The 23,853-nt window shown below is 69.2% G+C and carries 20 protein-coding genes; 4 read left to right on the top strand and 16 right to left on the bottom strand.

The genetic code is table 11. The features are described 5' to 3' along the window. Nucleotides 1–58 precede the first annotated feature (58 nt). The 16 genes from CRP49_RS14065 to argH form a co-directional block, all read right to left on the bottom strand. Nucleotides 59–685: a histidine phosphatase family protein gene (locus tag CRP49_RS14065; RefSeq protein ID WP_116129416.1), complete on the bottom strand. Its 627-nt coding sequence runs from the start codon at nucleotides 683–685 to the stop codon at nucleotides 59–61. Beyond that, nucleotides 682–1,164 carry an SRPBCC family protein gene (locus tag CRP49_RS47855; RefSeq protein WP_101373972.1) on the bottom strand — a complete coding sequence of 161 codons (483 nt, stop codon included), beginning with the start codon at nucleotides 1,162–1,164 and terminating at the stop codon, nucleotides 682–684. The genes CRP49_RS14065 and CRP49_RS47855 overlap by 4 nt, the downstream gene beginning before the upstream one ends. Nucleotides 1,165–1,179: 15 nt before the next feature. Then, nucleotides 1,180–2,940: a carbamoyltransferase C-terminal domain-containing protein gene (locus tag CRP49_RS14060; protein ID WP_306459739.1), complete on the bottom strand. Its 1,761-nt coding sequence runs from the start codon at nucleotides 2,938–2,940 to the stop codon at nucleotides 1,180–1,182. A 55-nt stretch (nucleotides 2,941–2,995) separates the two neighbouring features. Beyond that, complete coding sequence (locus CRP49_RS14055; RefSeq protein ID WP_097253676.1) at nucleotides 2,996–4,042, bottom strand: FAD-binding oxidoreductase; 1,047 nt, start codon at nucleotides 4,040–4,042, stop codon at nucleotides 2,996–2,998. A gap of 88 nt (nucleotides 4,043–4,130) precedes the next feature. Further along, nucleotides 4,131–5,090 carry a hypothetical protein gene (locus CRP49_RS14050; protein WP_097253675.1) on the bottom strand — a complete coding sequence of 320 codons (960 nt, stop codon included), beginning with the start codon at nucleotides 5,088–5,090 and terminating at the stop codon, nucleotides 4,131–4,133. Between the two features lie 342 nt (nucleotides 5,091–5,432). Beyond that, a complete protein-coding gene (locus CRP49_RS14045) occupies nucleotides 5,433–5,885 on the bottom strand; it encodes a nucleoside deaminase (RefSeq protein WP_179851893.1) in 453 nt (150 codons plus the stop codon). Between the two features lie 467 nt (nucleotides 5,886–6,352). Then, complete coding sequence (gene xdhC, locus CRP49_RS14040; protein WP_094218810.1) at nucleotides 6,353–7,162, bottom strand: xanthine dehydrogenase accessory protein XdhC; 810 nt, start codon at nucleotides 7,160–7,162, stop codon at nucleotides 6,353–6,355. Nucleotide 7,163: 1 nt separating this feature from the next. After that, nucleotides 7,164–9,596 carry a xanthine dehydrogenase molybdopterin binding subunit gene (gene xdhB / locus CRP49_RS14035; RefSeq protein WP_097253674.1) on the bottom strand — a complete coding sequence of 811 codons (2,433 nt, stop codon included), beginning with the start codon at nucleotides 9,594–9,596 and terminating at the stop codon, nucleotides 7,164–7,166. Then, on the bottom strand, nucleotides 9,593–11,062 hold the full coding sequence (locus CRP49_RS14030; protein ID WP_097253673.1) for a xanthine dehydrogenase small subunit: 1,470 nt from the start codon (nucleotides 11,060–11,062) through the stop codon (nucleotides 9,593–9,595). Before CRP49_RS14030 ends, xdhB begins: the two co-directional genes overlap by 4 nt. A 537-nt stretch (nucleotides 11,063–11,599) precedes the next feature. Continuing rightward, nucleotides 11,600–12,865, bottom strand: coding sequence for a cation:proton antiporter (locus tag CRP49_RS14025; RefSeq protein ID WP_097253672.1), 1,266 nt, complete (start codon nucleotides 12,863–12,865; stop codon nucleotides 11,600–11,602). A gap of 31 nt (nucleotides 12,866–12,896) precedes the next feature. Beyond that, on the bottom strand, nucleotides 12,897–13,661 hold the full coding sequence (locus CRP49_RS14020; protein WP_097253671.1) for an enoyl-CoA hydratase/isomerase family protein: 765 nt from the start codon (nucleotides 13,659–13,661) through the stop codon (nucleotides 12,897–12,899). Next, nucleotides 13,648–14,016 carry a hypothetical protein gene (locus CRP49_RS14015; RefSeq protein WP_097253670.1) on the bottom strand — a complete coding sequence of 123 codons (369 nt, stop codon included), beginning with the start codon at nucleotides 14,014–14,016 and terminating at the stop codon, nucleotides 13,648–13,650. The genes CRP49_RS14020 and CRP49_RS14015 overlap by 14 nt, the downstream gene beginning before the upstream one ends. Nucleotides 14,017–14,059: 43 nt before the next feature. Then, nucleotides 14,060–14,908, bottom strand: coding sequence for a DMT family transporter (locus CRP49_RS14010; RefSeq protein ID WP_097253669.1), 849 nt, complete (start codon nucleotides 14,906–14,908; stop codon nucleotides 14,060–14,062). A gap of 70 nt (nucleotides 14,909–14,978) precedes the next feature. Further along, nucleotides 14,979–15,926, bottom strand: a complete 948-nt coding sequence (locus CRP49_RS14005; protein ID WP_097253668.1) for a methionyl-tRNA formyltransferase — start codon at nucleotides 15,924–15,926, stop codon at nucleotides 14,979–14,981. A gap of 23 nt (nucleotides 15,927–15,949) precedes the next feature. Then, nucleotides 15,950–17,122: an argininosuccinate synthase gene (locus CRP49_RS14000; protein ID WP_097253667.1), complete on the bottom strand. Its 1,173-nt coding sequence runs from the start codon at nucleotides 17,120–17,122 to the stop codon at nucleotides 15,950–15,952. 44 nt (nucleotides 17,123–17,166) lie between these two features. Then, nucleotides 17,167–18,708 (bottom strand): argininosuccinate lyase, encoded by a 1,542-nt coding sequence (argH, locus tag CRP49_RS13995; RefSeq protein WP_179851609.1) that lies wholly within the window; start codon nucleotides 18,706–18,708, stop codon nucleotides 17,167–17,169. 451 nt (nucleotides 18,709–19,159) lie between these two features. Here argH and CRP49_RS46820 point away from each other — a divergent pair, with 451 nt between their 5' ends. From CRP49_RS46820 to CRP49_RS13980, 4 genes are all read left to right on the top strand, one after another. After that, the gene (locus CRP49_RS46820) at nucleotides 19,160–19,324 is read left to right on the top strand and encodes a hypothetical protein (protein ID WP_179851608.1); all 165 of its coding nucleotides are present in this window, start codon (nucleotides 19,160–19,162) and stop codon (nucleotides 19,322–19,324) included. 155 nt (nucleotides 19,325–19,479) lie between these two features. After that, complete coding sequence (locus CRP49_RS13990; RefSeq protein WP_097253665.1) at nucleotides 19,480–20,487, top strand: helix-turn-helix transcriptional regulator; 1,008 nt, start codon at nucleotides 19,480–19,482, stop codon at nucleotides 20,485–20,487. 508 nt (nucleotides 20,488–20,995) lie between these two features. After that, nucleotides 20,996–22,252 (top strand): beta-ketoacyl synthase, encoded by a 1,257-nt coding sequence (locus CRP49_RS13985; protein ID WP_094218797.1) that lies wholly within the window; start codon nucleotides 20,996–20,998, stop codon nucleotides 22,250–22,252. Between the two features lie 38 nt (nucleotides 22,253–22,290). Further along, the gene (locus tag CRP49_RS13980) at nucleotides 22,291–23,712 is read left to right on the top strand and encodes an NAD(P)/FAD-dependent oxidoreductase (RefSeq protein ID WP_097253664.1); all 1,422 of its coding nucleotides are present in this window, start codon (nucleotides 22,291–22,293) and stop codon (nucleotides 23,710–23,712) included. Nucleotides 23,713–23,853: the final 141 nt, after the last annotated feature.

Raw genomic sequence — 23,853 nt, 5'->3', positions numbered from 1 at the left:
CACCGGGCACGATGTCGAAGGGCCCCACCGTTCGCGGTGGGGCCCTTCGACGTGCAGTTCAGTTCAAGTGGTGGGTGTCATTGAGTGCCTGCACCGTGGCGGTGCCGTCCTCGTCGTACGTCACCGTCGACAGGGAGGCCGCTGCGACCTCCATGTGGAACAAGCTGTGTGGTGGGGCCTGGAGAGCGAGGCGAATCAGGGTTCTGAGTGGTCCGACGTGGGAGACGACCAGAACCGTGGCGCCGGCGTACTGGGCCACGAGGCCGTCTCGTACGGCGGCGACCCGGCGGGTGACCTGTTGCATGCTCTCGCCTGCGCCCGAGGGCGGACTCTCGGGCGAGGCGAACCATGCGCTCAGGTCGTCCGGGTAGCGTTCGCGGACTTCGGTGAAGGTCAGGCCTTCCCAGGCGCCGAAGTCCGCTTCCCGCAGGTCCCGGTCGACCTGGACGCTCAGGCCAAGGCGCGCGGCCACGGAATGAGCGGTCTCCTGGCAGCGCCGCATCGGTGACGTGACGACCGCCGCGATGTCGCCGCGGTGGGCGAGAGCCTCTGCTGCCGCTTCGGCTTGGCGGCGTCCGGCCGGTGAGAGTCCCGGGTTGGATCCTCCGCTGCCGGAGAGCCGCCGCTCTGGGGTGAGCAGGGTTTCGCCGTGCCGCAGCAGTACGAGCGTCGTCGCGTCACTCACTTCGCGGTCTTCGCGAAGTGGTCCCGCACGGCGTCGGTCTGCTTCTCCATGACGTCGATGATGGCCTCGACCACGTTCAGGTCGGCGTCCTCGGCGATCTCCAGGATCCGCGACCAGTCGAAGAAGCTGCGGGCCGGGTCGTTGGTGATGGGGAATACGCGGATGGTGGCCTCGTACTTGGCGACACCGCTGGTGGGGGCGACAGCCCGGTAGGACTGGGTCTTGTTGATCTCGTCGCGGGCGGCGATCTCCTGCTGGACGAGACGGCCGTTGAGCGTGAGCCTGAAGTCGTAGCGGGCCGGGACGGTGTCGACCGAGCCGCCCTCCACCCAGCTGACGTCCCGGTGGATGTCCAGGTCGCCCGGGGACACGATGTCCAGGATCTGCATGGCGTCGCGGACGGTCGCCCACACGGTGTCCGGGTCGGCCTCGAGGATGGTGGAGTGGTACATGGTGTGCTTGCGCTGGATCGTCGGCACGGAGTGCTCCTTCTTCTAGTTCTTGGCGATGACGTGGTTGCCGAGGATCAGGTAGTCGATCTCGGTGCCCATGAAGCAGTTCAGGGCGTCGGTAGGGGTGCAGACGATGGGTTCGCCGGCGACGTTGAACGAGGTGTTGATCAGGCACGGGGTGTCGGTGAGTTCGATGAACTTCCGCAGCAGTGCCGTGAGCCGCGGGGTTCCCTCGTCGGTCAGGGTCTGGATGCGCGAGGTGCCGTCCACGTGCACGGCGCCGGGGATCCGGTCCTTGTACTCGTCGCGGACCGGGAAGACGAACGTCATGTACGGGGAACTGGTCTTGCGCCCCATGTCGAAGATCTTCGGCGCCTGCTCCTCGAGGACGAGGGGAGCGAACGGGCGGAAGGGTTCGCGGTGCTTGACCCGGGTGTTGATGATGTCCTTGATGTCGGTGAAGCCGGGGTTGGCGAGGATGCTGCGATGCCCCAGCGCGCGCGGCCCGTGCTCGACGCGGCCTTCGAACCAGCCGATGACGACCTTCTTCGTCAGCAGCTTCGCCACATGCTCGACGACCTCGTCATCGTCCAGGCGCGAGGCGGCCACGCGGCCGGCGAAGCCCTGGAGGGCCTCCTCGATCGCGGCCTCGTCATAGGCCGGGCCCAGATAGGGGGTGACGGGGGTGGAGGCGGCGAGGATGTCCGCGGGGGCGGTGTCGGCGTGGTTGAGCCAGGCGTGGGCCGCGGCTCCGATGGTGATGCCGGTGTCGGAGGCGCCGAAGCTGACCTGCATGTCCTCGAAGCGCGAGCCCTCGAACAGCGGGGTGTTGTTCAGGCAGTTCAGGGCGACGCCGCCTTCGAACAACAGCCGGTCGAGATCCGTCCGCTTCTCCAGGTGGCGGACCTGGTGGGCGGTGGCGACGTTCAGCATCTGCTGCGCGGCGGCGGCGACGCGGGACGTGTATTCGAGGGTGTCCTCGAAGGGTCCGAAGTACTCCTCGAACAGGGCGTCGTGACTGTGCAGGTTGTCGGTCTGAAGGGGCTTGGTGAAGGTGTAGCGGCCGTCGTCGTGCAGCCTCAGAAGGTTGTCGATGAACGGGTTCGGAGTCGGGGGTTCGGCGTATCCGGCCAGGCCCATCACCTTGTACTCGTCGTTGTTGGGGACGAAGCCGAGGAAGCGGGTGATGGAGGAGAACAGGGTGCCCATGGAGTGGTGGGCGCCGGTGACGGTGTCGTCGAAGACGGTGATCTTGCCGCCGCGGATCTCGCCCGTCAGGGTCGAGAAGCGCTCGGCGCGGCCGTCGCTGACGAGGAAGGCCGCGTCCTTCATACCGGCGAGGTAGTAGCCGGTCGTGGCGTGGGCCAGGTGGTGCGGAACGAAGCGGACCTTGGCCGGGTCCGGGCGGTGCCCGGTGCGGGCCTCGAAGTCCGCGAGGATCGCTTCGTGGCTGACGACCTGGTCGAACAAGTCGGCCATGTCGCTCATGAGGCGGGTCTTCGCGGCCTGCGGCATCGGCGAGGTGCGGATGCCGTCCAGGATCTCGTTCAGAACTTGGGTGGACCAGTTCCAGGGGAAGGCGAACAGGCCGACGTCATCGAACGTGATCCCGGCTTCCTCGAGACACCAGTCGATCGCGTTCGCGGGGAAGTCGGTGGTCTTCTTCTCCCGGTTGAGGCGTTCTTCCTCCACCGCGGCGACCAGACGGCCGTCGATCAGGAGTGCGGCGGCGGCGTCGTGGCCCAAGAGGTAATGCTTGTTGATGCCGGTCGCACCGAGCCGTTCGGAGAAGAACTCCGACACCCGACTGAAACCATTACATCCAAGAACAATCACGGCGTTCCTACCTGTTATGGGGCTACTTGACGATCAGCAGGTCCCGGAGCTTCTCCCCGGCCGCGGGTGCCTGGCACAGGCCCGCGCCGGTGAATCCGGCCGCGTACAGGAAGCGGCGGGTGGGGTGTTCGCCGATGACGGCGGTGTTGTGGGGACTGGCGTCGAAATCGCCGCTCCACGCGCGGTGCAGGCCGATGCCGTCCAAGGAGGGGAATAGGGTGCCGAGATGGCCGACGATGCGGCCGAGCCAGGCTTCGCGCGTTTCGCCGGCCTTGGGTGCGCCCATGGCGAGGAGGATGCGGTCCTTCCATGAGCGGATCCGCAGGCCGGATGTGGCGTGCATCGTCATGGGCATCTCGCGATGCGGGGCGGGCGGGATGTCGGTGAACAGCATCTCGATCACGTGGGGTCTCATCGGCAGGTCGACCGACGCCATGGATGCCACCTCGCCGGACCAGGGCCCGGCCGTGCACACAATGCTGTCCGCCTTGATGCTGCCCTGCGGGGTGTGGACGGTGTTGTCGTCGTCGATGCGTGTGACGGGTGTGTGGGTGAACAGGCGCGCGCCGTGATTGCGGGCGGCGGCGGCGTAGCCGCGGACGATGTCGAGGCCGTCCACGTGGTACGCCTCGGGCGACCAGGCGGCGGCCAGGACGGCGCGCTCGTTGATCAGCGGGTTGAGTCCGGACGCTTCGCGGGCACTGATCAGGCCGACTTGGACGCCGGCGGCCTGCTGGGCTTGATGGCCGGCCTCGAAATCGGCGATCTGCTGTTCGTCGGTGAACAGCACCATGAAACCGAGCCGCTTCAGGGCGAGGGGGGCTGCGGTGTGGCGGGCGAAGTCGTGATAGGCGTTCAGGCTGCGCACGGCCATCTGCCCGGTATGGGGGTCGCCGGGGAAGTAGGTGCGGACCATGCCCGCCGTGTGCGCGGATGCCCCGCCACCGAGGCTTCCGCGTTCCAGCAGCACGGTGTCCACGCCTGCTTCGGCGAGGTGGTAGGCGGCGGAGGTTCCGATCACTCCCCCGCCGATGACGACGGCGTCAGCGCGGGCAGGCAGGGCGCTCAAGGTCTTCCTTCTCCTGTGGTGTGGGTTTCAGGTGGCGGGGATGAGCGCCGGTGTGTCATCTCCTCGGCGGACTCCGCTCCGGGCATGGCTACGCGCCAACCGTGGCGGCCTGCTGGCGCAGGTGGTCTCCGGTCTCCCACGGGTACAGCTGGAGGTTCCAGCCGCCGAGGCAGTTGATGTAGAGGGCCATCTGGCTGGTGACGGCGTAGAAGTCGTCTCGGTCGAGGCGGTCGAGGACGTCGAGGAAGCGCTGGGTGAACGCCCACAGCTTCTCCAGACCGCAGTAGCCCAGGAACTCGGCGGGGACTCCGACCAGGAGGCGGGCCATGTGGACGAGGGAGGCCATGGGCATGTCCTGGACGGCGGCGCGGACGAGTCCGCCGTAGGTGGCGTAACCCAGGGGCCGGGTCTCGCCGTTGACGAACAGCAGGGTGGGCAGGACGGTGCCGAAGTTGCCTGCCTGGGAGGGGATGATGCCCCGGTGGAGGTCGTCCAGCTCGGCCGGGGGTGCGAGCCAGATCTTCTCGGTCTCGGCGACGATGTCGGCGATCAGGTGACTGGCGGCCGTGTTGGTGGCGTGGAGCATCGGGATGCGGTGGCCGCCCGGCTCGCCGGCGCGGCGGACTTCGGCGACGATCTGCTTCTTCGTGGAGTAGACGGCGTCCCAGATCGCGGCCCCGGCTTCCAGCAGGGCGGGCATGTCCGCCTCACGAATCTGGCCGACGGGGGTGGCGGGCATCGGCTCGGTCAGGGTGCCGTACTTGATGCCCAGGTGCTGCAGGCCGGAGCAGAACACGGTGCCGTTGGGGGCCTCGCGCCGGTCGGGGACACGGGTGGCGTGGGGGGTGTGCAGCAGAGTGGGTATCGGCGCCACGTGGTAGAGGTGTTCTCCCGCGATGAGGGCGTGTCCCTGGAGGCTTTGGTAGGGCAAGGACTCCCACAGGGCGTCGGCAAGTGCCGGGTTGCGGTCGTCAAGGTCGGCGGTGACCGTAATGCCAAGGTCGGGCCAGGAGATCTCGATCTGACGGCCAGGCAGCTTCTCGGACAAGGCTTTTCCAGTTCGTCGATTCGGCTTGTCCGAGGAGTTCATCTCCAACAGGCCTGTTCCAGCGAGGCGTTGAAAACATGAAACCTTGATCGCCCTGAGATCCGCGGTTCGTGTGATTCAGCGGAACCGCAGCTCAGGTGGGCTGGTGTGCGGCGGCCTCGTGGTTTGTTGCACCGTCCGGCCGACAAGGATGGAAAGCCAACGAGGCCCCCAGGCTGCTGTGTTGAGATGTCAGACATCTCGATCAGCAGCCTGGGGGCCTCGTCCGGGTTCGCGTCGACCAGCCCGGCACCTGAGCCGTGTGACGACGAGGTTCCTGGAGACCTCCGGTCAACCGGGTTTTCAGTAGTCGATGCGGTCGGACTTGGCCAGCCACGCGTCGAACGGCGCCGTACGGTTCGGCATGTCCACTCGCTCGATCGCCATCGGCCACAGCTCCGCGGGCCTCTTTTCGAACAGGTCGTAGAACTTGCGATCATCGAAACCGGCCACCGCGGCGTCGTCTCGATCAGCGGCGAAGATGATTCGGTCGACTCGCGCCCACAGCGCAGAGGAAAGACACATCGGGCACGGCTCACACGAGGTGACCAGGACACAGCCCTCGAGCGAGAAGGTGCCCAGCTTCTGGCAGGCGGCCCGGATCGCGCTCACCTCGCCATGCGCCGTCGGGTCCAGGTTCGAAGTGACCTTGTTGTTCCCGATCGCAACAATCTCGCCATCCTTGACGATCAGTGCGCCGAACGGACCGCCGCCGTTCTTCACGCTGTTGGTGGCAAGGCCGATGGCCTCGTCCATCCAGGCGCGCTCGCCCTCCTGGATGCTCGCTTCTTGGATGTGCGCGGTCACGGTTACTCCTTTTTTTGCAGTCGGTGGCAAAAGTGGGGCGGGGCTCCGCAGGTGCCTCTGGATGGCGTTCACGACCACCGGGGTTGCGGAAAGGGTGGGCGGCTCGCCGACACCACGTACGGCTCTCTTCATTCGGATCGGCGTCGTTCGTTTCGAGCCAGAGGAATGAAGTCCCTTCCGTGACTCGTTCACGTGCTTCCTGCGGAATAGCGCAAGTACACCCGCCGGGCCCCGTCGAGGGTCAGTCACCGAAACCATGAAGGAGTTGGCTGGTCGGCTGGCCCCTCTTGTAGATTCGCATGACTGGCAGGACTCGGTAACCCCAGCACCTTCTGCCGGAAACATCGGGCGATCCGGTGCGACTCCCGTGCCCCGCTCGGCTGCTTGGCCAGGTGCTGCTCCATCCGGTCGGAGAGTCAGTTCTCCTCGGTCTCGAAGGTGCGCAGCAAATCGGCAGCGACGCTCACGGCAATGGTCGCGGGTTCCTTGCCGGTGATGTCGGCCAGCCCGATCGGGGTCTTGATCCGATCGATGGTGGCTTCGTCGTGACCGCCCTCGGTGGCGAGGCGTTTGCGGAACCGCACCCACTTGGCCGCCGACCCGATCAGCCCGATGGAGCCGAGATGGGTTGTGCGCAAGGCGGCGTCGCACAGAGCGGCGTCCTCGGCGTGATCATGGGTCATGATCAGGATGTGGGTGCCGCGCGGCAACTCCTCCAGCACCTCCTCGGGCAGCAGCGGCGTGTGATGCGTGTGCACCTGCGCCACCGCGTCTGCCAACACGTCGAGCCGCTCCTTGGTGAGGATGTCGGAGCGGGTGTCGATCAGATGGAGGTCGAGGTCCTGACGTGCCAGGATGCGCGCCAGTTCCAGCCCGACGTGCCCGACGCCGAAGATCGCCACCGCCCGTACCACCGGCAGCGGTTCGAGCAGCACCTGGACCGTGCCGCCGCAGCACTGCACGCCGTGCTGGTTGGTCACCTTGTCGTTCAGCGCGAAATCCATCAGCTCGGGCTCCGGCTTGGACACGGCGATCATCTCCCTGGCCCGATCGATCGCGACGGCCTCGACATTGCCGCCACCGATCGAGCCCCACGTGTCGGTCTGCCCCACAACGAGTTTCGCACCGGCGTCACGCGGGGCATGACCGCGCACGGTCGCGACGGTCACCAGCACACCGGGCTCCCGGCGTGCTCGCAACCGTGCGACCGCGGCGATCCACGTCATGTCAGGCACCGCTCAACGCGTTTGCGTCGGTTCGGACCTTGCCGTTTGCGGCCTGGCCGTTGGCGGCGGATCCGTTGAGGGCGTGACCGTTCTGGGAGGCTTCGCCCTGGCGAGCCTCCTGGATCGCCCAGAACACCGCCTCGGGCGTCGCGGGGCAGCCCAGATCGACACTGACCCCGCTCGGCCCGAACGCGGCGGCGGCCTGCCGCAGCGCCTCGCGCACCGAGAACGCCAGCATCAGCGGAGGCTCACCCACGGCCTTGGAGCCGTAGACCGCACCCTCTTCGGTGGCGTTCTCAAGGAGCGTGACGTTGAACTCCTCGGGCATCTCCGAGAAGCTCGGCAGCTTGTAGGTGCTCGCCGCCTGGGTCAGGAACCGGCCACGGTTCGGGCCGTCGCTGGTGTCCCAGCGCAGGTCCTCGAGCGTCAGCCAGCCCGCGCCCTGCACGAAGCCACCCTCGACCTGACCGATGTCGATCATCGGGGAGAGGCTCTCGCCGACATCGTGCACGATGTCCACGCGCCGGATGCGGTACTTGCCGGTGAAGCCGTCGACCTCCACCTCGGTCGCCGCGGCGCCGTAGGCGAAGTACTTGAACGGCGTGCCCCGGAACGACTTCGCGTCCCAGTGAAGCCCCTCGGTCCGGTAGAAACCGGACGCCGACAGCTGGACCCGCTGGAAGTACGCGGTGTGCACCAGGTCGTCCCAGGCCAGCTCCTTGTCGCTGCCCAGGACGCGCGCGACGCCCTCGACGATGCGCACGTCCGAGGCGTTCGCACCCAGCTGGGAGGCGGCCACCTGGAGCAGCCGCTCGCGCAGCTGCTCACAGGCGTTCTTGATCGCCCCACCGTTGAGGTCCGCACCGGAGCTGGCGGCGGTGGCGGAGGTGTTGGGCACCTTGTCGGTACGCGTCGGGGCCAGCCGCACCTTGTGCAGCGGGATGCCCAGCGTGGTCGCGGCCACCTGCATCATCTTGGTGTGCAGGCCCTGGCCCATCTCGGTGCCGCCGTGGTTGATCAGGACGGAGCCGTCCTTGTAGATCAGCACCAGCGCGCCGCCCTGGTTGAAGGCGGTGAGGTTGAACGAGATGCCGAACTTGATGCCGGTGATCGCGAGGGCCCGCTTGGTGTGCGGGTGCGCGGCGTTGAAGGCCGCGATCTCGCGCTTGCGGTCGGCGATGCCGGCGTCGTCCTGCACCTGCTGCCAGATGGTGGAGATCCGCTCGGCCTGCGTGACCGGTTGCCCGTACGGCGTCGTCTGGCCCTGGCCCGGCTGGTAGAAGTTGCGCTCCCGCAGCTCCATGGCGTCCAGGCCCAGCTGCGGCGCGCAGCGGCCCAGGATGTCCTCGATCACCAGCATGCCCTGTGGTCCGCCGAAGCCGCGGAAAGCGGTGTTGGAGACCGTGTTGGTCTTGGCGATGCGACCGGCGACGCGCGCGTTCGGGATCCAGTACGTGTTGTCGATGTGGCACAGCGCGCGGGCGAGCACCGGCTCGGACAGGTCCAGGCTCCAGCCGCCGTCCGCGACCAGGGTGGCGTCGAGGGCCTGGATACGGCCGTCGGCGTCGAAGCCGATCTTCCACGTGGCGTGGAACCCGTGCCGCTTGCCGGACATGGTCATGTCCTGAGTCCGGTTGAGCCGGAACCGGACCGGCCGACCGGTGAGCTTGGCGCCGAGCGCGGCGACGGCCGCGAACCCGTGCGGCTGCATCTCCTTGCCGCCGAAGCCGCCGCCCATCCGCAGGCACTGCACGGTCACCTCGTGGGCGGGCACACCGAGCACGTGCGAGACGATTTCCTGGGTCTCCGACGGGTGCTGGGTGCTGCTCTGGATGAACAGCTGCCCGTTCTCGTCGACCTGGGCCAGCGCCGCGTGCGTCTCGAGGTAGAAGTGCTCCTGACCGGAGAACTGGAACTCGCCGGTGAAGACGTGCGCGGAGTCGGCGAAGCCGGCGTCGATGTCGCCGTGCACCATCAGGGGCTGGGCGCCGTGATAGCTGCCCGCCGCGATCGCGTCCTGCAGCGAGATCAGGGAGGGCAGCTCCTCGAGCTCCACCTCGACGGCCGCCGCACCGAGCCGGGCCGCCTCCAGGGTCTCGCCGAGCACCCAGGCGACCGCGTGGCCGTGGAACATGACCTCGTCGGGGAACAGCGGCTCGTCGTGCTTCATGCCGGCGTCGTTGACGCCGGGCACGTCGGCACCGGTCAGCACGCGCACCACGCCGGGCACGGCGAGCGCGGGCTCGGTGCGCAGCGCGGTGATCCGGCCGCGGGCCTTCATGACCTGGACCGGGTAGGCGTGCAGCACGTCCTTGGTGCGCTGGACCAGGTCGTCGGTGTAGAGCGCGGTGCCGGTGACGTGCAGGAAGGCACTCTCGTGCGGCATCGAAACGCCGACCACGGGCTTTTCCGGACGCTCGGAAAGATGACTCATGACGACACCGCCTCGGTGGTCTGTGCGTGCAGCTTCAGCAGGCTCTGGCCGAGCATCGCGGAACGGTAGAGGGAGCTGGCGCGATGATCGTCCATCGGCGTGCCCTCACCCCGCAGCACCCGGGCCGCGGCCTCGACGGTCTCCGCCGACCACGGCTTGCCCTCAAGCGCGGCCTCGGTGGCGAGGGCGCGGATCGGGGTGGCGGCCACGCCGCCCAGGCCGATCCGGGCCTTGCGGACGATGCCGTCCTGGATGTCGAGCGCGAAACCGACCGCGACGCTGGAGATGTCGTCGAAGCGCCGCTTGGCGATCTTGTGGAAGGCCGTGACCGGCGACAGCGGCGTCGGGACGCGCACCGCGCGGATCAGCTCGCCGGGACGGCGCACGCTCTGCCGGTAGCCGGTGAAGTAGTCGGCCAGCGGGACCACGCGCTCACCGTCGACGTCGGCGAGCACCAGCGACGCCTCGAGCGCGAGCAGCACCGGCGGGCTGTCACCGATGGGGGAGCCGGTACCCAGGTTGCCGCCGAGGGTCCCACTGTTGCGGATGAGCCGGGATGCGAACTGCGGGAACAGCTCGGCAAGCAGCGGGACGTCGCCGTCGAGGCGGCGCTCGATCTCGGTGAGCGTCAGCGCCGCACCGATCTCGATGTAGTCGGACTCGACGCGCAGCTCCCGCAGCTCGGGCAGCCGGTCGATGGCGACCACGCACTCTGCACGGCGGGAGCGGATGTTCACCTCGACGCCATAGTCGGTGGAGCCGGCGACCACCACCGCGTCGGGCCGCTCGCGCAGCAGCTGCAGCGTTTCGGCCAGGGTTTCCTTCCGCAGGAACGTGCTGTCGTCCTGGGTGTACTCGGTGGCGACCGGCGCGGGCGGGGCCTGCTCGCGACGCTGCGCCAGCGGGTCCTCGTCCGTGGGCTCACCGACGGCGAACGCGGCATCGCGAATCGGGCGGTAACCGGTACATCGGCACAGGTTTCCGCTCAGCGCGTGCAGGTCGAAACCGTTCGGACCGTGCTCGTGGTCGGTGCTGTCGGCCGAGTCCGAGTCCGCGTGCGCGCAGCGGTCGGGCCGGTAGTACTCGGAGGCCATGCTGCAGATGAATCCCGGCGTGCAGTAGCCGCACTGGGAGCCGCCGCGGACGGCCATCTCCTCCTGCACCGGGTGCAGGGTGGGCGCCGTGCCGTCTTCGCCGACCGTGGCGAGGCCCTCGGAGGTGATGACCTCCTGGCCGTCAAGCGCCGCGGCCGGGACCAGGCAGGCGTTGACCGCCACCCAGTCGGTGGGCTTGTTCACCCCGGGACGGGCCACCAGGACCGAACAGGCGCCGCATTCACCCTCGGCGCAGCCCTCCTTGGTACCGGTGAGGCCACGCTCGCGCAGAAAATCCAGCACTGTGGTGTGGGGCGCAGCCGGTGAAATCGGTGTTTCTTTCCCGTTGACCGTGATCCGCGCCTCTGTCATGACAGGCCTTCGTTTCCGTGCGTGATCGGTCGATTCATGATGTTCGCCAATTTCAGGCAGCTTTCTGTGTTCAGGCGCGCCACATGAGAGGAGCGGGCGCAAAACGGCACGCAACAGCGACGTACCGGAAAATGGTGACGGGAAACCCGGAATGTGCCGCGGACGGGCACATCAGAACGGCGTGCTCAGCAGCCGTGCGCGATCCGACCCGGAACCCAGACCGTGCGCTGGGCGAGGCGACCAAGATCAGAGCTGGTGTTCATCTGCTGGCCGCCTCCTTTCGGTGGTTATGGGTCGACGTCTACCGCAAAATAGTGGCCGGGGCCACCGGGGTCAAGGGGTCGACCTCGGCATCTCGAGAGCCGATCGGATTCGAGGCCGGGGCGCCACCGGTGCCGGTTGCCGAAGTGGCGGGAGACCTCGTCGGGGCAGGTCACCGTCTTCACCTCGGACGTGGACGACCTGGACAAGCTCCTCCCGGACACCATCGTCGTCAAGAAGGTATGACCCGGCGCCCTGGTCTCCTCATGCCGTCGTTCAGGCGGCCTGAACCTCATGTACCTCGGGCTCCTCGGTTGCCGGCGCAGGGCGGACCAAGCGGCTGAGGGCCACGGATGTGACGGCCGTGGTGAGCAGGGCCATGAGAACGAGGATGGTGAACAGGTCCTGTCCGATCACGCCGAGTTCGAGACCGACGTTGAGCACCACCAGCTCGGTGAGACCACGGCAGTTCATCAGTGCTCCGATGGCCAGGGCCTCGCGCCAGGGCCGCCCCGTGGCCCGGGCCGCGCCCGTGCTTCCGCCCCATTTGCCGATGACCGCGACGGCGAGGACCGCGAGGCCCCACAGCCACTGCACCGGATCACCGGCCAGGGCTGACACATCCGTGCGCAGGCCGGTGACGACGAAGAACAGGGGCAGCAGCACCGGCAGGGTGAAGGCACGCAGTTGTTCCGCGCAGCGTTCGACGGTCCGGGAGCCACGAGGTGTGATCACCCCGAAGATGAAGGCCCCGAACAGCGCATGGACACCGATCCGGTCGGTGATCAGCGCCGACAGGCACAGGCCGCTGAACAGGACGACCATGCCGATGCCGTCCGGGACCCGTCCTGCGCGGGAGGTCCAGCGGGCGAGCAGCGGGCGCCCGAGCCCGACCATGAGGGCGAGAAACCCGGCGGTGAGCAGAGCGGCGGTGACCGCCTCGGAGGGCGACCCGCTGGTGCTGAGGGCGACGACCACGGTCAGCAGGCACCAGGCGGTGACGTCGTCGGTGGCCGCGCAGGCCATGGCGAGTGCGCCCAGTGGCGTCCTGTACAGGCCGCGGTCGGTGAGGATACGGGCGAGCACGGGGAACGCCGTGATGCTCATCGAGACGGCGATGAACAGGACGAAGTCCGCTCGGCCCACGCCACGGGGAGCGAAGGAGCCGTACATGCCGAGACCGAGCAGGGAGCCCAGGACAAGGGGCAGCGCGATGCTGGCCTGGCTCACCGTGATCGCTGTCCGGCTGTGCCCTCGCAGGGTTCCGAGGTCGAGTTCCAGGCCCACGAGGAACATGAAGGCGAGCAGGCCGAGGTTGCCGAGCAGACCGATGTACGGCATCACGGTGTCCGGGAACAGCCAGTGCAGGCCGGCCGGCCAGAGCCAGCCGAGCAGCGAAGGGCCGAGCACGATACCGGTGGCGATCTCGCCGACCACGGGAGGCTGGCCGAGCCTGCGCATCAGCCAGGCCCCGGCCTGACAGGCCAGGATCACCGCCGGAACAGCGACCAGCACATCGGGCAGAGGATCCGCGGCGGGCAAGTCGGAACTCCTTTGGCAGGGAGGGGAAAGGTCAGTCGTCGCCGAGGATCCGACGCATGCGCCGTTGGGGCAGGCCGGTGGCGAAAGCGGCCCTGTGCGAGGAACGGGCGGTGCGTTGCACGTCGCGGAGTCCCAGGGCGTAGGACCGGTTGAGGTGGCGTTTGGTGACGCGGAACGCCGTGGCGTCGTACGCTGCGAAGCGTTCGGCGAGTTTCAGCGCGGTGGCGGCCAAGTCGATGTCAGGGACGACTCGTTGCAGCAGGCCGTCGCTCAGAGCGTCCTCGGACGACCACGGTTCGCCCGAGACCAGCATCTCCTGCATCAGCGACCGGCCGAGGGAACGCTCAAGGACGTACCCGGCGCAGACCCCGACGACGCCCAGCTCGAAGTGCGGCATGCGCAGGGAGCAGCTCTCGGACCCGACGCGGTAGTCGCAGGCGAGGGCGAGCAGCACGCCGACGCCCATGACATGGCCGTCCAGGGCCGCCACGATCGGCTTGGTGACCTCCAGCGTGGTGACGCACAGGTCGGCGATGTCGTCGCTCCACGCGTCGGCCTCGGCGCCTCCGACGAAGTACCGCATCTCGTGGAAGTCGCCTCCCACGCTGAAGGAGTACTCCTCGTCGGCGCGCAGGACCACCGCCCGCACGGTCGGGTCTGCCTCCAACCTCAGGAGCAGGCCGCGCAGTTCACGCATGCGCCGTCGGCTCAGGGCGTTCGCATGGTGCGGGCCCGTGAACACCACGACCGCCACCGGCCCGTGGCGTTCGCATCTGAAGGTCTCAGCGTCGGACACCGCTGCGGCGCTCCCAGTCCTCGACGATCACGTCGAGATCGCAGAGCGTGAACCCGGCGGCGGCCATCTCGCGCGTCTTCTGCTCACCGACGACGGCGCGCAGCGACGCCACCGGGTCCGTGCCGCCCCGCACCCGTTCCCAGACGTCGAGGGGCAGGCCGCGCAGGGCGGGGAGGGTGAACCGGACGCCCTTGAGCCGGTAGTGGAAGGGCCCGGGGAGCGTTTCGGTGCGCTCGGCGGCGAGCTGGTCGAGCGACAGGGCCGCGTCTTGCGCCGACGGTGCGCGCGAGGGGCGCGCGGCGTGTTCCGCGAAGGGCAGGACCCGGGGCGGCGCTATCGGGTCGCTGGCAGGCATGCGGTCTCCAGACAGGAATCGGGGGTGGGACGGTGTGGCCGGGTCAGCCCCAGGCGAGCAGCAGCACGCTTCCGAGGGCGAGGACGACACCGACGTGCTGGACCGTGCGGATGCGTTCCTTGAGCACGAACCGCGCCAGCAGCACCGTGCTGACCGGGTAGAGCGAGGAGAGCAGGCCGACGATGGCGAGGCTGCCCGCCTTGACCGCGATCAGGAACAGGATGCTCGACCCCATGTCGAGCACCCCGGACAGCAGCGCGAGCCGGGCCGGCGCGGCCGGCAGCCGCAGGGACGTACGACGGACCAGGCCCAGGATCAGCAGCAGTGTCAGCGAGGCGCAGCGGGCCCACACCAGCGGCCACAGGCTGGAGTCGCTCGGGGTGTGGGCCAGCAGCACGAAGAACAGCCCGAAGCCGGCGCCGGCCAGCAGGGCGAACCCCACGCTGCGGGCCATCTTGCGCCGGTCGGCCGAGCCGCCGGAGTCGTCGCCCGACAGGGACACCAGCAGGACCGAGGCAAGGGCGCACAGGACGCCGATCACGGCCAGGCCGGTGAGCCGGTCGCCCGACAGCACCCCGGCGATCACGGGCAGGGCGGCGGCCGCCGCCGCGGTCGTCGGGGCGACCAGGCTCATCACGCCGTTGGCCAGGGCGTGGTAGAGGAGGATGGCCCCCAGGCTGCCGCAGAGCCCGGCGAGGCCGCCCCAGACCGCCTCGGACCAACCGGTCCCTCCGTGGGAGAGGATCCCGGCGAACACCAGGGCCGTCAGCAGACCGGCGGTGTTCGACCAGCAGACGACCACCGCGGCGCGGGCGTGTTTGGTCGCCAGTCCGCCGACGAAGTCGGCGGAGCCGAGCACCATCGCGGACGCGAGGGCCAGGAACAGATTCACCGGGTACTCCTTGGGAGGGGCAGGAGGCGGTCCCCGGCGGGGACCGCCTCGACAGGGGGCTGAGCCACCGTTACGGCCGGCTCGTCAGATATCCGCCCATGGTGCGGAAGAAGTCGACGCCGCGCAGCTCCCGCCCGTCGTCGGTGCGGACCCGCTCCACGACCAGGCCGTACTCCGAGCCGCGACGCGCGTCGGGGCCGCAGACGACGGCCACGCCTTCGCCCTCCGGGCGGAAGACCCGGCCGACGGTGCCGCCGAGGCGAAGCTGGGAGACCGAGGCGGACAGGATGCGGATGCGCTCGCCCTTGTAGTACGCGAACGCGTTGGGGTACGGGTCGACCTGGGCCCGGACGAGATTCGTGATGTCCCGCGCGGACCAGGTCCAGTCGACGCGGCTGTCCTCGATCGACCGCTTGTGGAAGAAGGTGGCCTGCGCGGGGTCCTGCTTGGTCCAGTCGGTGCGGCCGGAGGCGATGAGGTCGATGGCCTCCAGCGTTGCCGGGACGAACAGGTCGACCGTCTTGTGGAACAGGTCCGTGACGGTGTCCTTGTCCTCCACCGGCACCCGCTTCTGCACCACGATGTCGCCGAGGTCGAAGTCCTCGTTCATGAAGTGCACGGTCACGCCGACCTCGCGTTCACCGTTGATCAGCGCCCAGTTCAGCGGTGCGAAGCCACCGTAGCGGGGCAGCAGCGCGTCATGGACGTTGATCGCGCCATAGGTGGCCAGGCCGTAGATGCGGGGGGCCACCCAGGTGCGCCAGTCCGAGGAGACCAGCAGATCGGGGCGCAACTCCTCGAGCAGCGCGGCCACTTCGTCGTCGTTGGCGTACTTGCGCTCCAGTACGGGTATGCCGTGCTGTTCGGCGAGCTGGACCACGGAGTCGTTCCAGATGGTCTCGTAGACATGGCCGCTGGTGGGGTGGGTGATGACGAGCGGAATCTCGTGCTCGGACTTCAGCAGGGCTTCGAGGACCCGGTGTCCCCAGGTCTGGTAGCCCATGAAGACGATGCGCATGCGGTTCGCCTCGTTCCTTCCGGTCACGGTCGTGTGAGGGGCAGGGACCACACGTAGGCGAAGCCCGCGCCCGCCTTGTGGTCGAAGGTGTCGCCGGCCTCGTAGGTGGCCAGTCGGCCGCTGTAGCGGGAGTTCTCGGAGCGACGGCCGAGCACCGTGCACGAGCCCTTGTACAGCTCCATCGTGATCTCGCCGGTCACCTGGGGCTGCACGCTGGCGACGAAGCCGTCCAGGGCGCGGCGCAGGTCGGAGAACCAGTAGCCGTAGTAGGCGAGTTCGGCGTAGCGCAGGGCGAGCGCCTGCTTGTGGTGGAGGGTCTCGCGGTCGAGGACGATCGCTTCCAGCTCCTCGTGCGCGGCCATCAGCACGGTGGCGGCGGGCGCCTCGTAGATGCCGCGCGTCTTGAAGCCGACGATGCGGCTCTCGACGATGTCGATGCGTCCCACGCCGTGCTTCGCCGCCCGGGAGTTGAGCCGGCGCACCAGCTCCACCAGCTCCAGCTTCTCCCCGTCGAGGGCCACCGGGACGCCGCTCTCGAAGCGGATCGTGACCTGCTCGGCCTGCTCGGGGGCGGACTTGGGGTCGGCGGTGAGCTGCCAGGCGTGCGGCGGGGGCGGCTGCTCGATGTCGTCCAGCTCACCGCACTCGATGCTGGTGCCCCAGATGTTGGTGTCGATGCTGTACGGGTTCTCCTTGGTGACGGAGACCTCGATGCCGTGCTCGCGTGCGTACGCCAGCTCCGACTCCCGGGTGGTCAGCTCCCAGTCGATGACCGGGGCGAGCACCTTCAGGCCGGAGTCGAGCGCGGTGACGCTGGTGTGGAAGCGCACCTGGTCGTTGCCCTTGCCCGTGGCACCGTGCGCCACGGCGTCGGCGCCTTCGGCGTGCGCGATCTCCACCATGCGCTGGGCGATCAGCGGCCGGGAGAGCGGCGCGGCCACCAGGTACTTGTTCTCGTAGCGGGCGTGCGCCTGCAGGGCGGGCAGGGCGAAGTCGCTCAGGAAGCGCTCGGCGAGCGGCTCCATGTAGACCTTCGAGGCCCCGGTGCGCAGGGCGCGTTCCTTGACGGCGTCGAGGGATTCGAGCTGGCCGATGTCCGCGCAGAAGGCGATGACCTCGGCGTCGTAGCGCTCTTTGAGCCAGTGCAGTGCCACGGAGGTGTCGAGGCCTCCGGAGTAGGCGAGCACGATCTTCATGGGTTCTCCGGGATGTCGTGTCGGCCGGGGTCGGCCCGGTGGGGTCAGCGCTGGTGCACGGCGGGCAGGTCGGCCGTGACGGTGTCGAGGACCTTGGCGAAGTCCGCGCCGTCGGCGATCTCGCGGGCCGCCCGGAGGGTGGCGGCGTGCGCGGTGTCGAGCTTGTCCCGGGTGCGCTCCAGCCACTCCCCGTGCCCCTGCACCGCCTGCCGCAGCTCGGCGCGGACGGCCTCGACGCTCTGCGGGGAGGTGCCGCCGGGGCTGGTGTAACTGGTCACCGCGGCGCGCGGCGCGAAGAGGCGGACGAGGGTCTGCTCCTCGACGGGGTGGCCGAGTCCGGCGAGGATCTCGGCGCCCGCGGCGGTGTCCCGCAGGGTCGCGCCGCGCTTGAGCAGGGCGCCGACGAGCGAGCCGGTGACGTGGTGCGCCTCACGGAAGGGCAGGCCGTGGTCGGAGACCAGGTAGTTGGCCAGCTCGGTCGCGGTGGAGAAGTTGTCCCAGCACAGGTCCTCACCGCGCTCGCTGTTGAAGCGCAGCCCCCTGGTCTGGCCGGCGACGATACGCAGCGTCGACAGGTAGGTGTCGATGGCGTTCCACAGGTACGGCTTGTCGTCCTGGAGGTCGCAGCTGTAGCCCAGGGTGACGCCCTTGGCCATGGTGAGCAGCTGGACGAGGGTGCCGGCGGTGCGGCCCGCGCGGCCGCGGGTCAGCTCGGCGACGACCGGGTTCTTCTTCTGCGGCATGATCGAGCTGCCGGTGGCGTACGCGTCCGAGACCTCGACGAGGCTGTACTCGTGCCCGCTCCACAGCACGATCTCCTCGGCCATGCGGGAGAGGTTGTTGCCGCCGATCGCGAAGGCCGCCGCGCTCTCGATGAGGTAGTCGCGGGCGCTGGTGGCGTCCAGCGCGTGGCTGAGCACGCCCCGGAAGCCCAGCAGCCGGGCGCTGAGTTCCCGGTCCAGCGGGAAGGAGGTGCCGGCCAGCGCGCACGCGCCCAGCGCGGACTCGTCGGTACGGTCGAAGACGTCACGCAGCCGCCGTACGTCCCGCAGCAGCATGCTCGCGTGGGCGGTCTTCCAGAAGCCGACGGAGACCGGCTGGGCGGCCTGGCTGTGGGTGTAGCCGGGGAGGATGGCGAGCAGGTCCTCCTCCGGGAAGGACAGCAGGACGTCGATGAGCGCCAGGTTCGCGGCGACGGCGTCGAGCTGGACGCGGCGGAGGTACATGCGGGCATCGGTGGAGACCTGGTCGTTGCGGGACCGGGCCGTGTGCATGTGACCGCCGACCTCGCGGCCGAGGTCCTCGATGACCATCTGCTCGATGTTGAAGTGGACGTCCTCGAGTTCGGGGCGCAGCCGCAGCTCGCCGCGCTCGTGCCGCTCCGACAGCCTCAGCAGCGCGCCGAGGATCGCCCGCGCGTTCTCGGCCGGGATGATCTCGCGGCGGCCGAGCATCAGCACATGGGCGATGTCCTGCCACAGGTCGGCGAAGACGAGCCGCACATCGACGTCTGTGGTGAGCGTGTAGTCCAGGACATCGGGGGTGATGTCCTCGTCGAACCGGCCGCCCCACAACTTGTCAGTCACTGTTGGTCCTTTGCGTACGGGAAAGTCCGGCCGTTCCAGGCAGCGCCGGAGGACAGGCCCCGTCCCGGGGCTCCTCGGTCGCACAGCGTCTCTGCCGACGGCTGACTCGATCCTCGGCGGGGCCACAACAGGCTGTCCACAGCGGGACACTGGCCGTGACATGCCGTGTCCGGCTCCGGACAGGGAGCGCATCCGGGGCGGGCTCGCCACAAGATTCCTCGTGGAACCCGCCGCCGAATCGACAACTCCCCTTTCGGCCGCGGGACTTGTGGAGGATTTCCGGAACTTGCCCTTCCCCGGGGCCATTTCTGTGCGCTGCGTTACATGGCCGCAATGTGCCATGACCCTTCCTGGACGACGGACTTCTCTTTCCCGGCGCTACGCGAGGGGGGCAGCATCGGATCGCCACCGGAACGCCGTACCGGTGGCTCGAATTGACGAGGGGGATGTAATGCGTAACGAGAGCATTCAGGCCAAGGGGAGCTGTCTGGCCGCGCTCTTGATGGGGGCCGCGATGCTCGCGGTGCTGGCCGGCGCCGTCGAACGGCCGGCGGGAGGGGCCGAGGCGCCGGCCGTGGCGGCGGCCGCGGCACCGGACGATCTGGCCTGGGGCTGATCAGCCACCTGATGCCGACGCGGAGCGGGTCATCGCAGCAGCCGATGGCCCGCTCCGGCGTGTCCGGCGGAGCCGTGGCGACCCCGGAGCGATCTCACTGTTTGGATATGCCATAGTCGGCATGAATATGAAGGAGTGGATCGCGTGTGCGCCATATGCTGACCGACCAGGGCCATCGCCTTCTGCGGCTGCTGCTCAGCGACCCCTCGGTGGGTCCGCGTGCGGCGGGCGAGGCGCTGGACCTGTCCGAGGCTGAACTGGACCGCGCCCTGGACCAGTTGAGCCGGACCGGGCTGGTGCGCCGGCTGGGCGGCCGAGGTGAGGTGGTCACGCTCAGTCCGGACGCGGTCCTCGCCCGGATGGTGGCCCTGCAGGAGGAGGCGGCCGGCGAGTGCCTCGCCGAGCTGGAGCGCGCCCGGGCCACCCTTTCGGTGCTCAGCGCCTCGCTGATGCGGCTGCGCACCGACGGCGAGCGGCCCTCCCTTGCCAGCCGGCTGGTCGGTCAGCGCGAGATCTCCGTCGCGTTGGAGGGAGCGGCCACTCAGGCCCGTACCGAGGTGCTGAGCATGCACCCGGGCTCCCCGCTGCCGCACACCATGCTGAAGGACAGCATGAAGCGCAACCGCGAGGTCATCGACCGCGGTGTCACCATGCGCTCCATCCACCTGAGCACGATGCTCAAGGTCCCGCACGGCCGAGCCCACCTGGAAGAACTCCAGGAGGCGGGCGCCCAGGTCCGGGTGGCGTCGGTGCTGCCGTTCCGGCTCATCGTGGTCGACCGGGTCGTGGCCTACGTACCGGCCGGAACCGCCGAGACCGACCCGGACGCGAACCCGGACGCCATCACGGCCCTGGAGGTCCGGGACCCCGACATGCTCGCTCTGTTCGTGTCGGTCTTCGAGTTCTGCTGGGTGCACGGCGCCACCGCGTCGGCGGCCGTCGCCCCGAACGCGGACACCGCGGACGAGGACCTCGACAGCCGGGAGCTCTCCCTGGTGCGGATGCTCAGCCAGGGCATGAAGGACGACGCCATCGCCCGGTCGCTCGGGATCTCCTCGCGCACGCTGCGCCGCATCATGACCGACCTCATGCGCAAGCTCAAGGCGGACTCCCGCTTCCAGGCCGGCGCGCATGCCGCGGCCCGCGGCTGGCTCGACGTCTGACCGGACGCCCGCCCTCGTTCTCTCGGCGTCCCCCCTGTCTCCCACGCGCTTTCGCCACGTCCAGTCTGGCAGTCGGCGCCCCCTGTCGTGACCCAGGGGGCTGACCGCCCGGTGCCACGACCGCACTCGGCCAGCCCCGCGCAGGGGCCGTCGAGGGGTCGGCCGGGATAGGTTTTCAGTCACCGAGGGTCAGAAACCTTCGCGCTCAACTGGCCATTTACCGACGGGACTTACCCGGGTCTCGATATGTGGAAAGATCTTGTGCGGCTGATTGGAACTGTGATGTGGTCACGTTCCGGCGAAGCAGTGTCATGAATTCCCACGCTCGCCGCGTTCCTGGACAGGTAATTCCGTCCAGGAGCCGCTAATTACCGTCCCTGCGATATCTGAGGCAGTTCTGTGCGACTGCCCGGCAGGCGAATCGAATTCTGCGCGATCCACGGCGTCGAACCGGCGCGTATTCAGCGACCGCCCCTGCTCTGGGGAGCGGTTCAGGAGAGGACAGACGATGGACCGACGTGTGGTCATCACCGGTCTCGGGGCCGTAACCCCGGTCGGCGAGCGTGTCGACGAGATCTTCACCAACCTCATGAACGGCCACAGCGGGGTACGGGAGACCACCCGTTTCGACACCTCCCGCTGCCCGGTCAAGACCTCCGGCGAGGTCGTCGGATTCAACCCCGAGGACCACGGAATCTCCCCGCGGGACCAGCGCGTTCTGGACCGCTATCAGCAGTACGCGCTGGCCGCCTCCAACGCCGCGCTGCTCGACGCGGGCCTGGACCTGCCCCGCAACGAGATCGTCTCCCGCAAGAAGTCCGACCAGCGGTTCCAGCGGTACGGCGCCGCCATCGGCATGGCGTTCTCCAGCACCGAGGTGCTCCAGGACCAGTTCGCGAAGATGGCGGAGAAGGGCACGCGGGGCGTGTCGCCGCGGCTGTTCAACATGACCCTGCCCAACGCGGGCACCTCGCTGCTGTCCGTGCGGTACGGGCTGTGCGGGCCGCTGGTCACCGTCTCCGGCGCGTCGGCCTCGGGCTCCGACTCGGTCATCGCCGCGTACGACAAGATCCGGCACGGCCGCGCCGAGGTGATGCTCGCCGGTGGTGCCGAGTCCCCCGTCACCGAGATCATCGTCTCCGGCTTCGCGCAGAACCACACCGGGGCCGCCTCCGGCGCGTGCCGGCCCTTCGACCGCGACCGCGACGGCACGGTGCTCGGCGAGGGTGCGGCCGTGTTCGTCCTGGAGGAGCGCGAGCACGCCCTCGCCCGCAAGGCCCGTATCTACGGAGAACTCCTCGGCTACGGCCTGCGCGGCGACGCCTTCGACATGAGCGACATCCCGCCGAGCGACGCCCCCGGCATGACCGCGTGCCTGGAGGAGGCCCTCGCCGACGCCGGCATCACCCCGGAGCAGGTCGGCTACCTCAACGTGCACGGTACGGCGACCAAGTCCAACGACCCGGCCGAGGTCACCGCGATCCGCAAGGTGTTCGGCGGGCACGCCGACAACCTGCGGGTCAGCGGCATCAAGGGCGCCACGGGGCACATGCTCGGCGCGTCCGGCGCGATGGAGGCCATGACCGCGCTGCTCGCCTCCTGCCACGACCAGGTGCCGCCGACCTGGGGTCTGCGGGTGCCCGACGAGGGCTGCGAACTCAACCACGTCATCGACAAGGGCGCGCACACGCCGGTCGACGTCGCCGTCTCGACCAGCGTCGGAATGGGCGGCAACAACTCCGCGCTCGTCTTCCGCGGCGCGTGAACCGTCCTCCCATCCGCACCCAGGACCGGAAGCAGGTCATGACCGTACCGAGCAACGTCCTCGTCGTGGGTGGCGGCCCGGCGGGGTCCGTCACCGCGACCCTTCTCGCGCAGGAGGGATTCGACGTCCGGCTGGTGGAGAGCCGGCAGTTCCCGCGCTACCACATCGGGGAGTCCCTCACCCCCTCCACCCGGCACGTGCTCCAACTGATCGGTGTCGCCGACAAGTTGGACGCGGGCGGGTTCCAGGTCAAACGCGGCGGCGCGTTCCGCTGGGGCGACGACAGCTGGGTCATCGACTGGAGCAAGCAGTTCGGCGACCATGTGAGCACCTGGCAGGTCGACCGGGCCGCCTTCGACGCGCTGCTGCTCGACAACGCCCGCGAGAAGGGCGTCCGGGTCGAGCACGGGATCGCCGCGAAGTCCGTGGACTTCGACGAGGACGGCCGCCCCCGCGCGGTGCACTGTGTGCGCGAGGGCGAGGGACCCGTCACCCTCGACGGGTTCGACTTCCTCATCGACGCCTCGGGCCGCGCCGGACTGCTCAGCGCCCAGCACTTCCGCAACCGGCAGCAGCACCGGTTCTTCCGCAACGTGGCCCTGTGGAGCTACTGGGAGAACGCCCGGCTGCTGCCGGACAGCCCCGAAGGCGGGGTGAACGTGATCTCGTCGCCCAAGGGCTGGTACTGGGTCATCCCGCTGCACGGCGGCCGCACCAGCATCGGTCTGGTCACCCACAAGGACGTCTTCGCGCGGGACCGCCGCGCCCACGGCTCCCTGGACGACCTGTACCGGTCGGTGATCGCCGAGTCCGACATCGTCAGCGACCTGGTCGCGGACGCCACCTGTGTCGCCGAGGCGCGGGCGGAGACCGACTACTCGTATGTCGCCGACCGGTTCGCCGGCCCCGGCTACATGCTGATCGGCGACGCGGCGTGCTTCCTGGACCCACTGCTGTCGACGGGCGTCCACCTCGCCCTGTACGGCGGCCTGGTGGGGGCGGCGGCGCTGGCCTCGGTGCGGCGGGGCGAACTGCCGGAGGCCGAGGGGCTCACCTTCTTCGAGGCCGCCTACCGCCGCGCCTACACCCGCGCCCTCGCCCTGGTGAGCAGCATGTACGAGACCTACCAGGGCAAGGACGACTTCTTCTGGACCGCCGACCGGCTGGTCCGGGAGGACGCCGGAGCCGAACGCGGGGCCCGGGACTCGGTCTCCTTCGGCGAGATCATCGCCGGCATGTCGGACATCCGCGAGGCGACCGACGCCCGTACGCGGGTGCTGACCGACCGCCTGGCGGACGAGGCGCTGCGCGTCCAGAAGGAGGCCACGGCGGGCGACCCGGACGTCGGCGAGCCGTCGTTCGACGTCCTGCGGACCGAGCCGCACCGCGACGACAGCCTGCTGGGCCTGCGCGTCGTGACCGAGCCCCGGCTCGGCCTGCGTCCCGCCGACCCGGTCTGATCACCCAGCCCGTGACACCTCGGCTCGGACCGGGGCCGGCCCCCGGTCCGAGCCGCCAAGACCGCAGCAACCCGGCTCGGACCAGGCCCCGTTCGCCCCGTCCGAGCCGCACGACGCGCGCCCCGGCGCGCCCTCACCAGG

This window comes from Streptomyces sp. Ag109_G2-15 (assembly GCF_900215565.1).
Lineage (GTDB): Bacteria > Actinomycetota > Actinomycetes > Streptomycetales > Streptomycetaceae > Streptomyces > Streptomyces diastatochromogenes.
Note: the sequence above shows the minus strand (reverse complement) of the source record. Positions and strands in the feature narration are given on the sequence as shown.

Excerpts from the sequence above, each read along its gene's own strand:
- CRP49_RS14005 (WP_097253668.1), bottom strand. The coding sequence starts at position 15,926 with ATGCGCATCGTCTTCATGGGCTACCAGACCTGGGGACACCGGGTCCTC.
- CRP49_RS46820 (WP_179851608.1), top strand. The coding sequence starts at position 19,160 with ATGCGTAACGAGAGCATTCAGGCCAAGGGGAGCTGTCTGGCCGCGCTC.
- xdhB (WP_097253674.1), bottom strand. The coding sequence starts at position 9,596 with ATGAGTCATCTTTCCGAGCGTCCGGAAAAGCCCGTGGTCGGCGTTTCG.
- CRP49_RS13985 (WP_094218797.1), top strand. The coding sequence starts at position 20,996 with ATGGACCGACGTGTGGTCATCACCGGTCTCGGGGCCGTAACCCCGGTC.
- CRP49_RS14000 (WP_097253667.1), bottom strand. The coding sequence starts at position 17,122 with ATGAAGATCGTGCTCGCCTACTCCGGAGGCCTCGACACCTCCGTGGCA.
- xdhC (WP_094218810.1), bottom strand. The coding sequence starts at position 7,162 with ATGACGTGGATCGCCGCGGTCGCACGGTTGCGAGCACGCCGGGAGCCC.
- CRP49_RS14030 (WP_097253673.1), bottom strand. The coding sequence starts at position 11,062 with ATGACAGAGGCGCGGATCACGGTCAACGGGAAAGAAACACCGATTTCA.
- CRP49_RS14045 (WP_179851893.1), bottom strand. The coding sequence starts at position 5,885 with ATGGACGAGGCCATCGGCCTTGCCACCAACAGCGTGAAGAACGGCGGC.
- CRP49_RS14015 (WP_097253670.1), bottom strand. The coding sequence starts at position 14,016 with ATGCCTGCCAGCGACCCGATAGCGCCGCCCCGGGTCCTGCCCTTCGCG.
- CRP49_RS13980 (WP_097253664.1), top strand. The coding sequence starts at position 22,291 with ATGACCGTACCGAGCAACGTCCTCGTCGTGGGTGGCGGCCCGGCGGGG.
- CRP49_RS13990 (WP_097253665.1), top strand. The coding sequence starts at position 19,480 with ATGCTGACCGACCAGGGCCATCGCCTTCTGCGGCTGCTGCTCAGCGAC.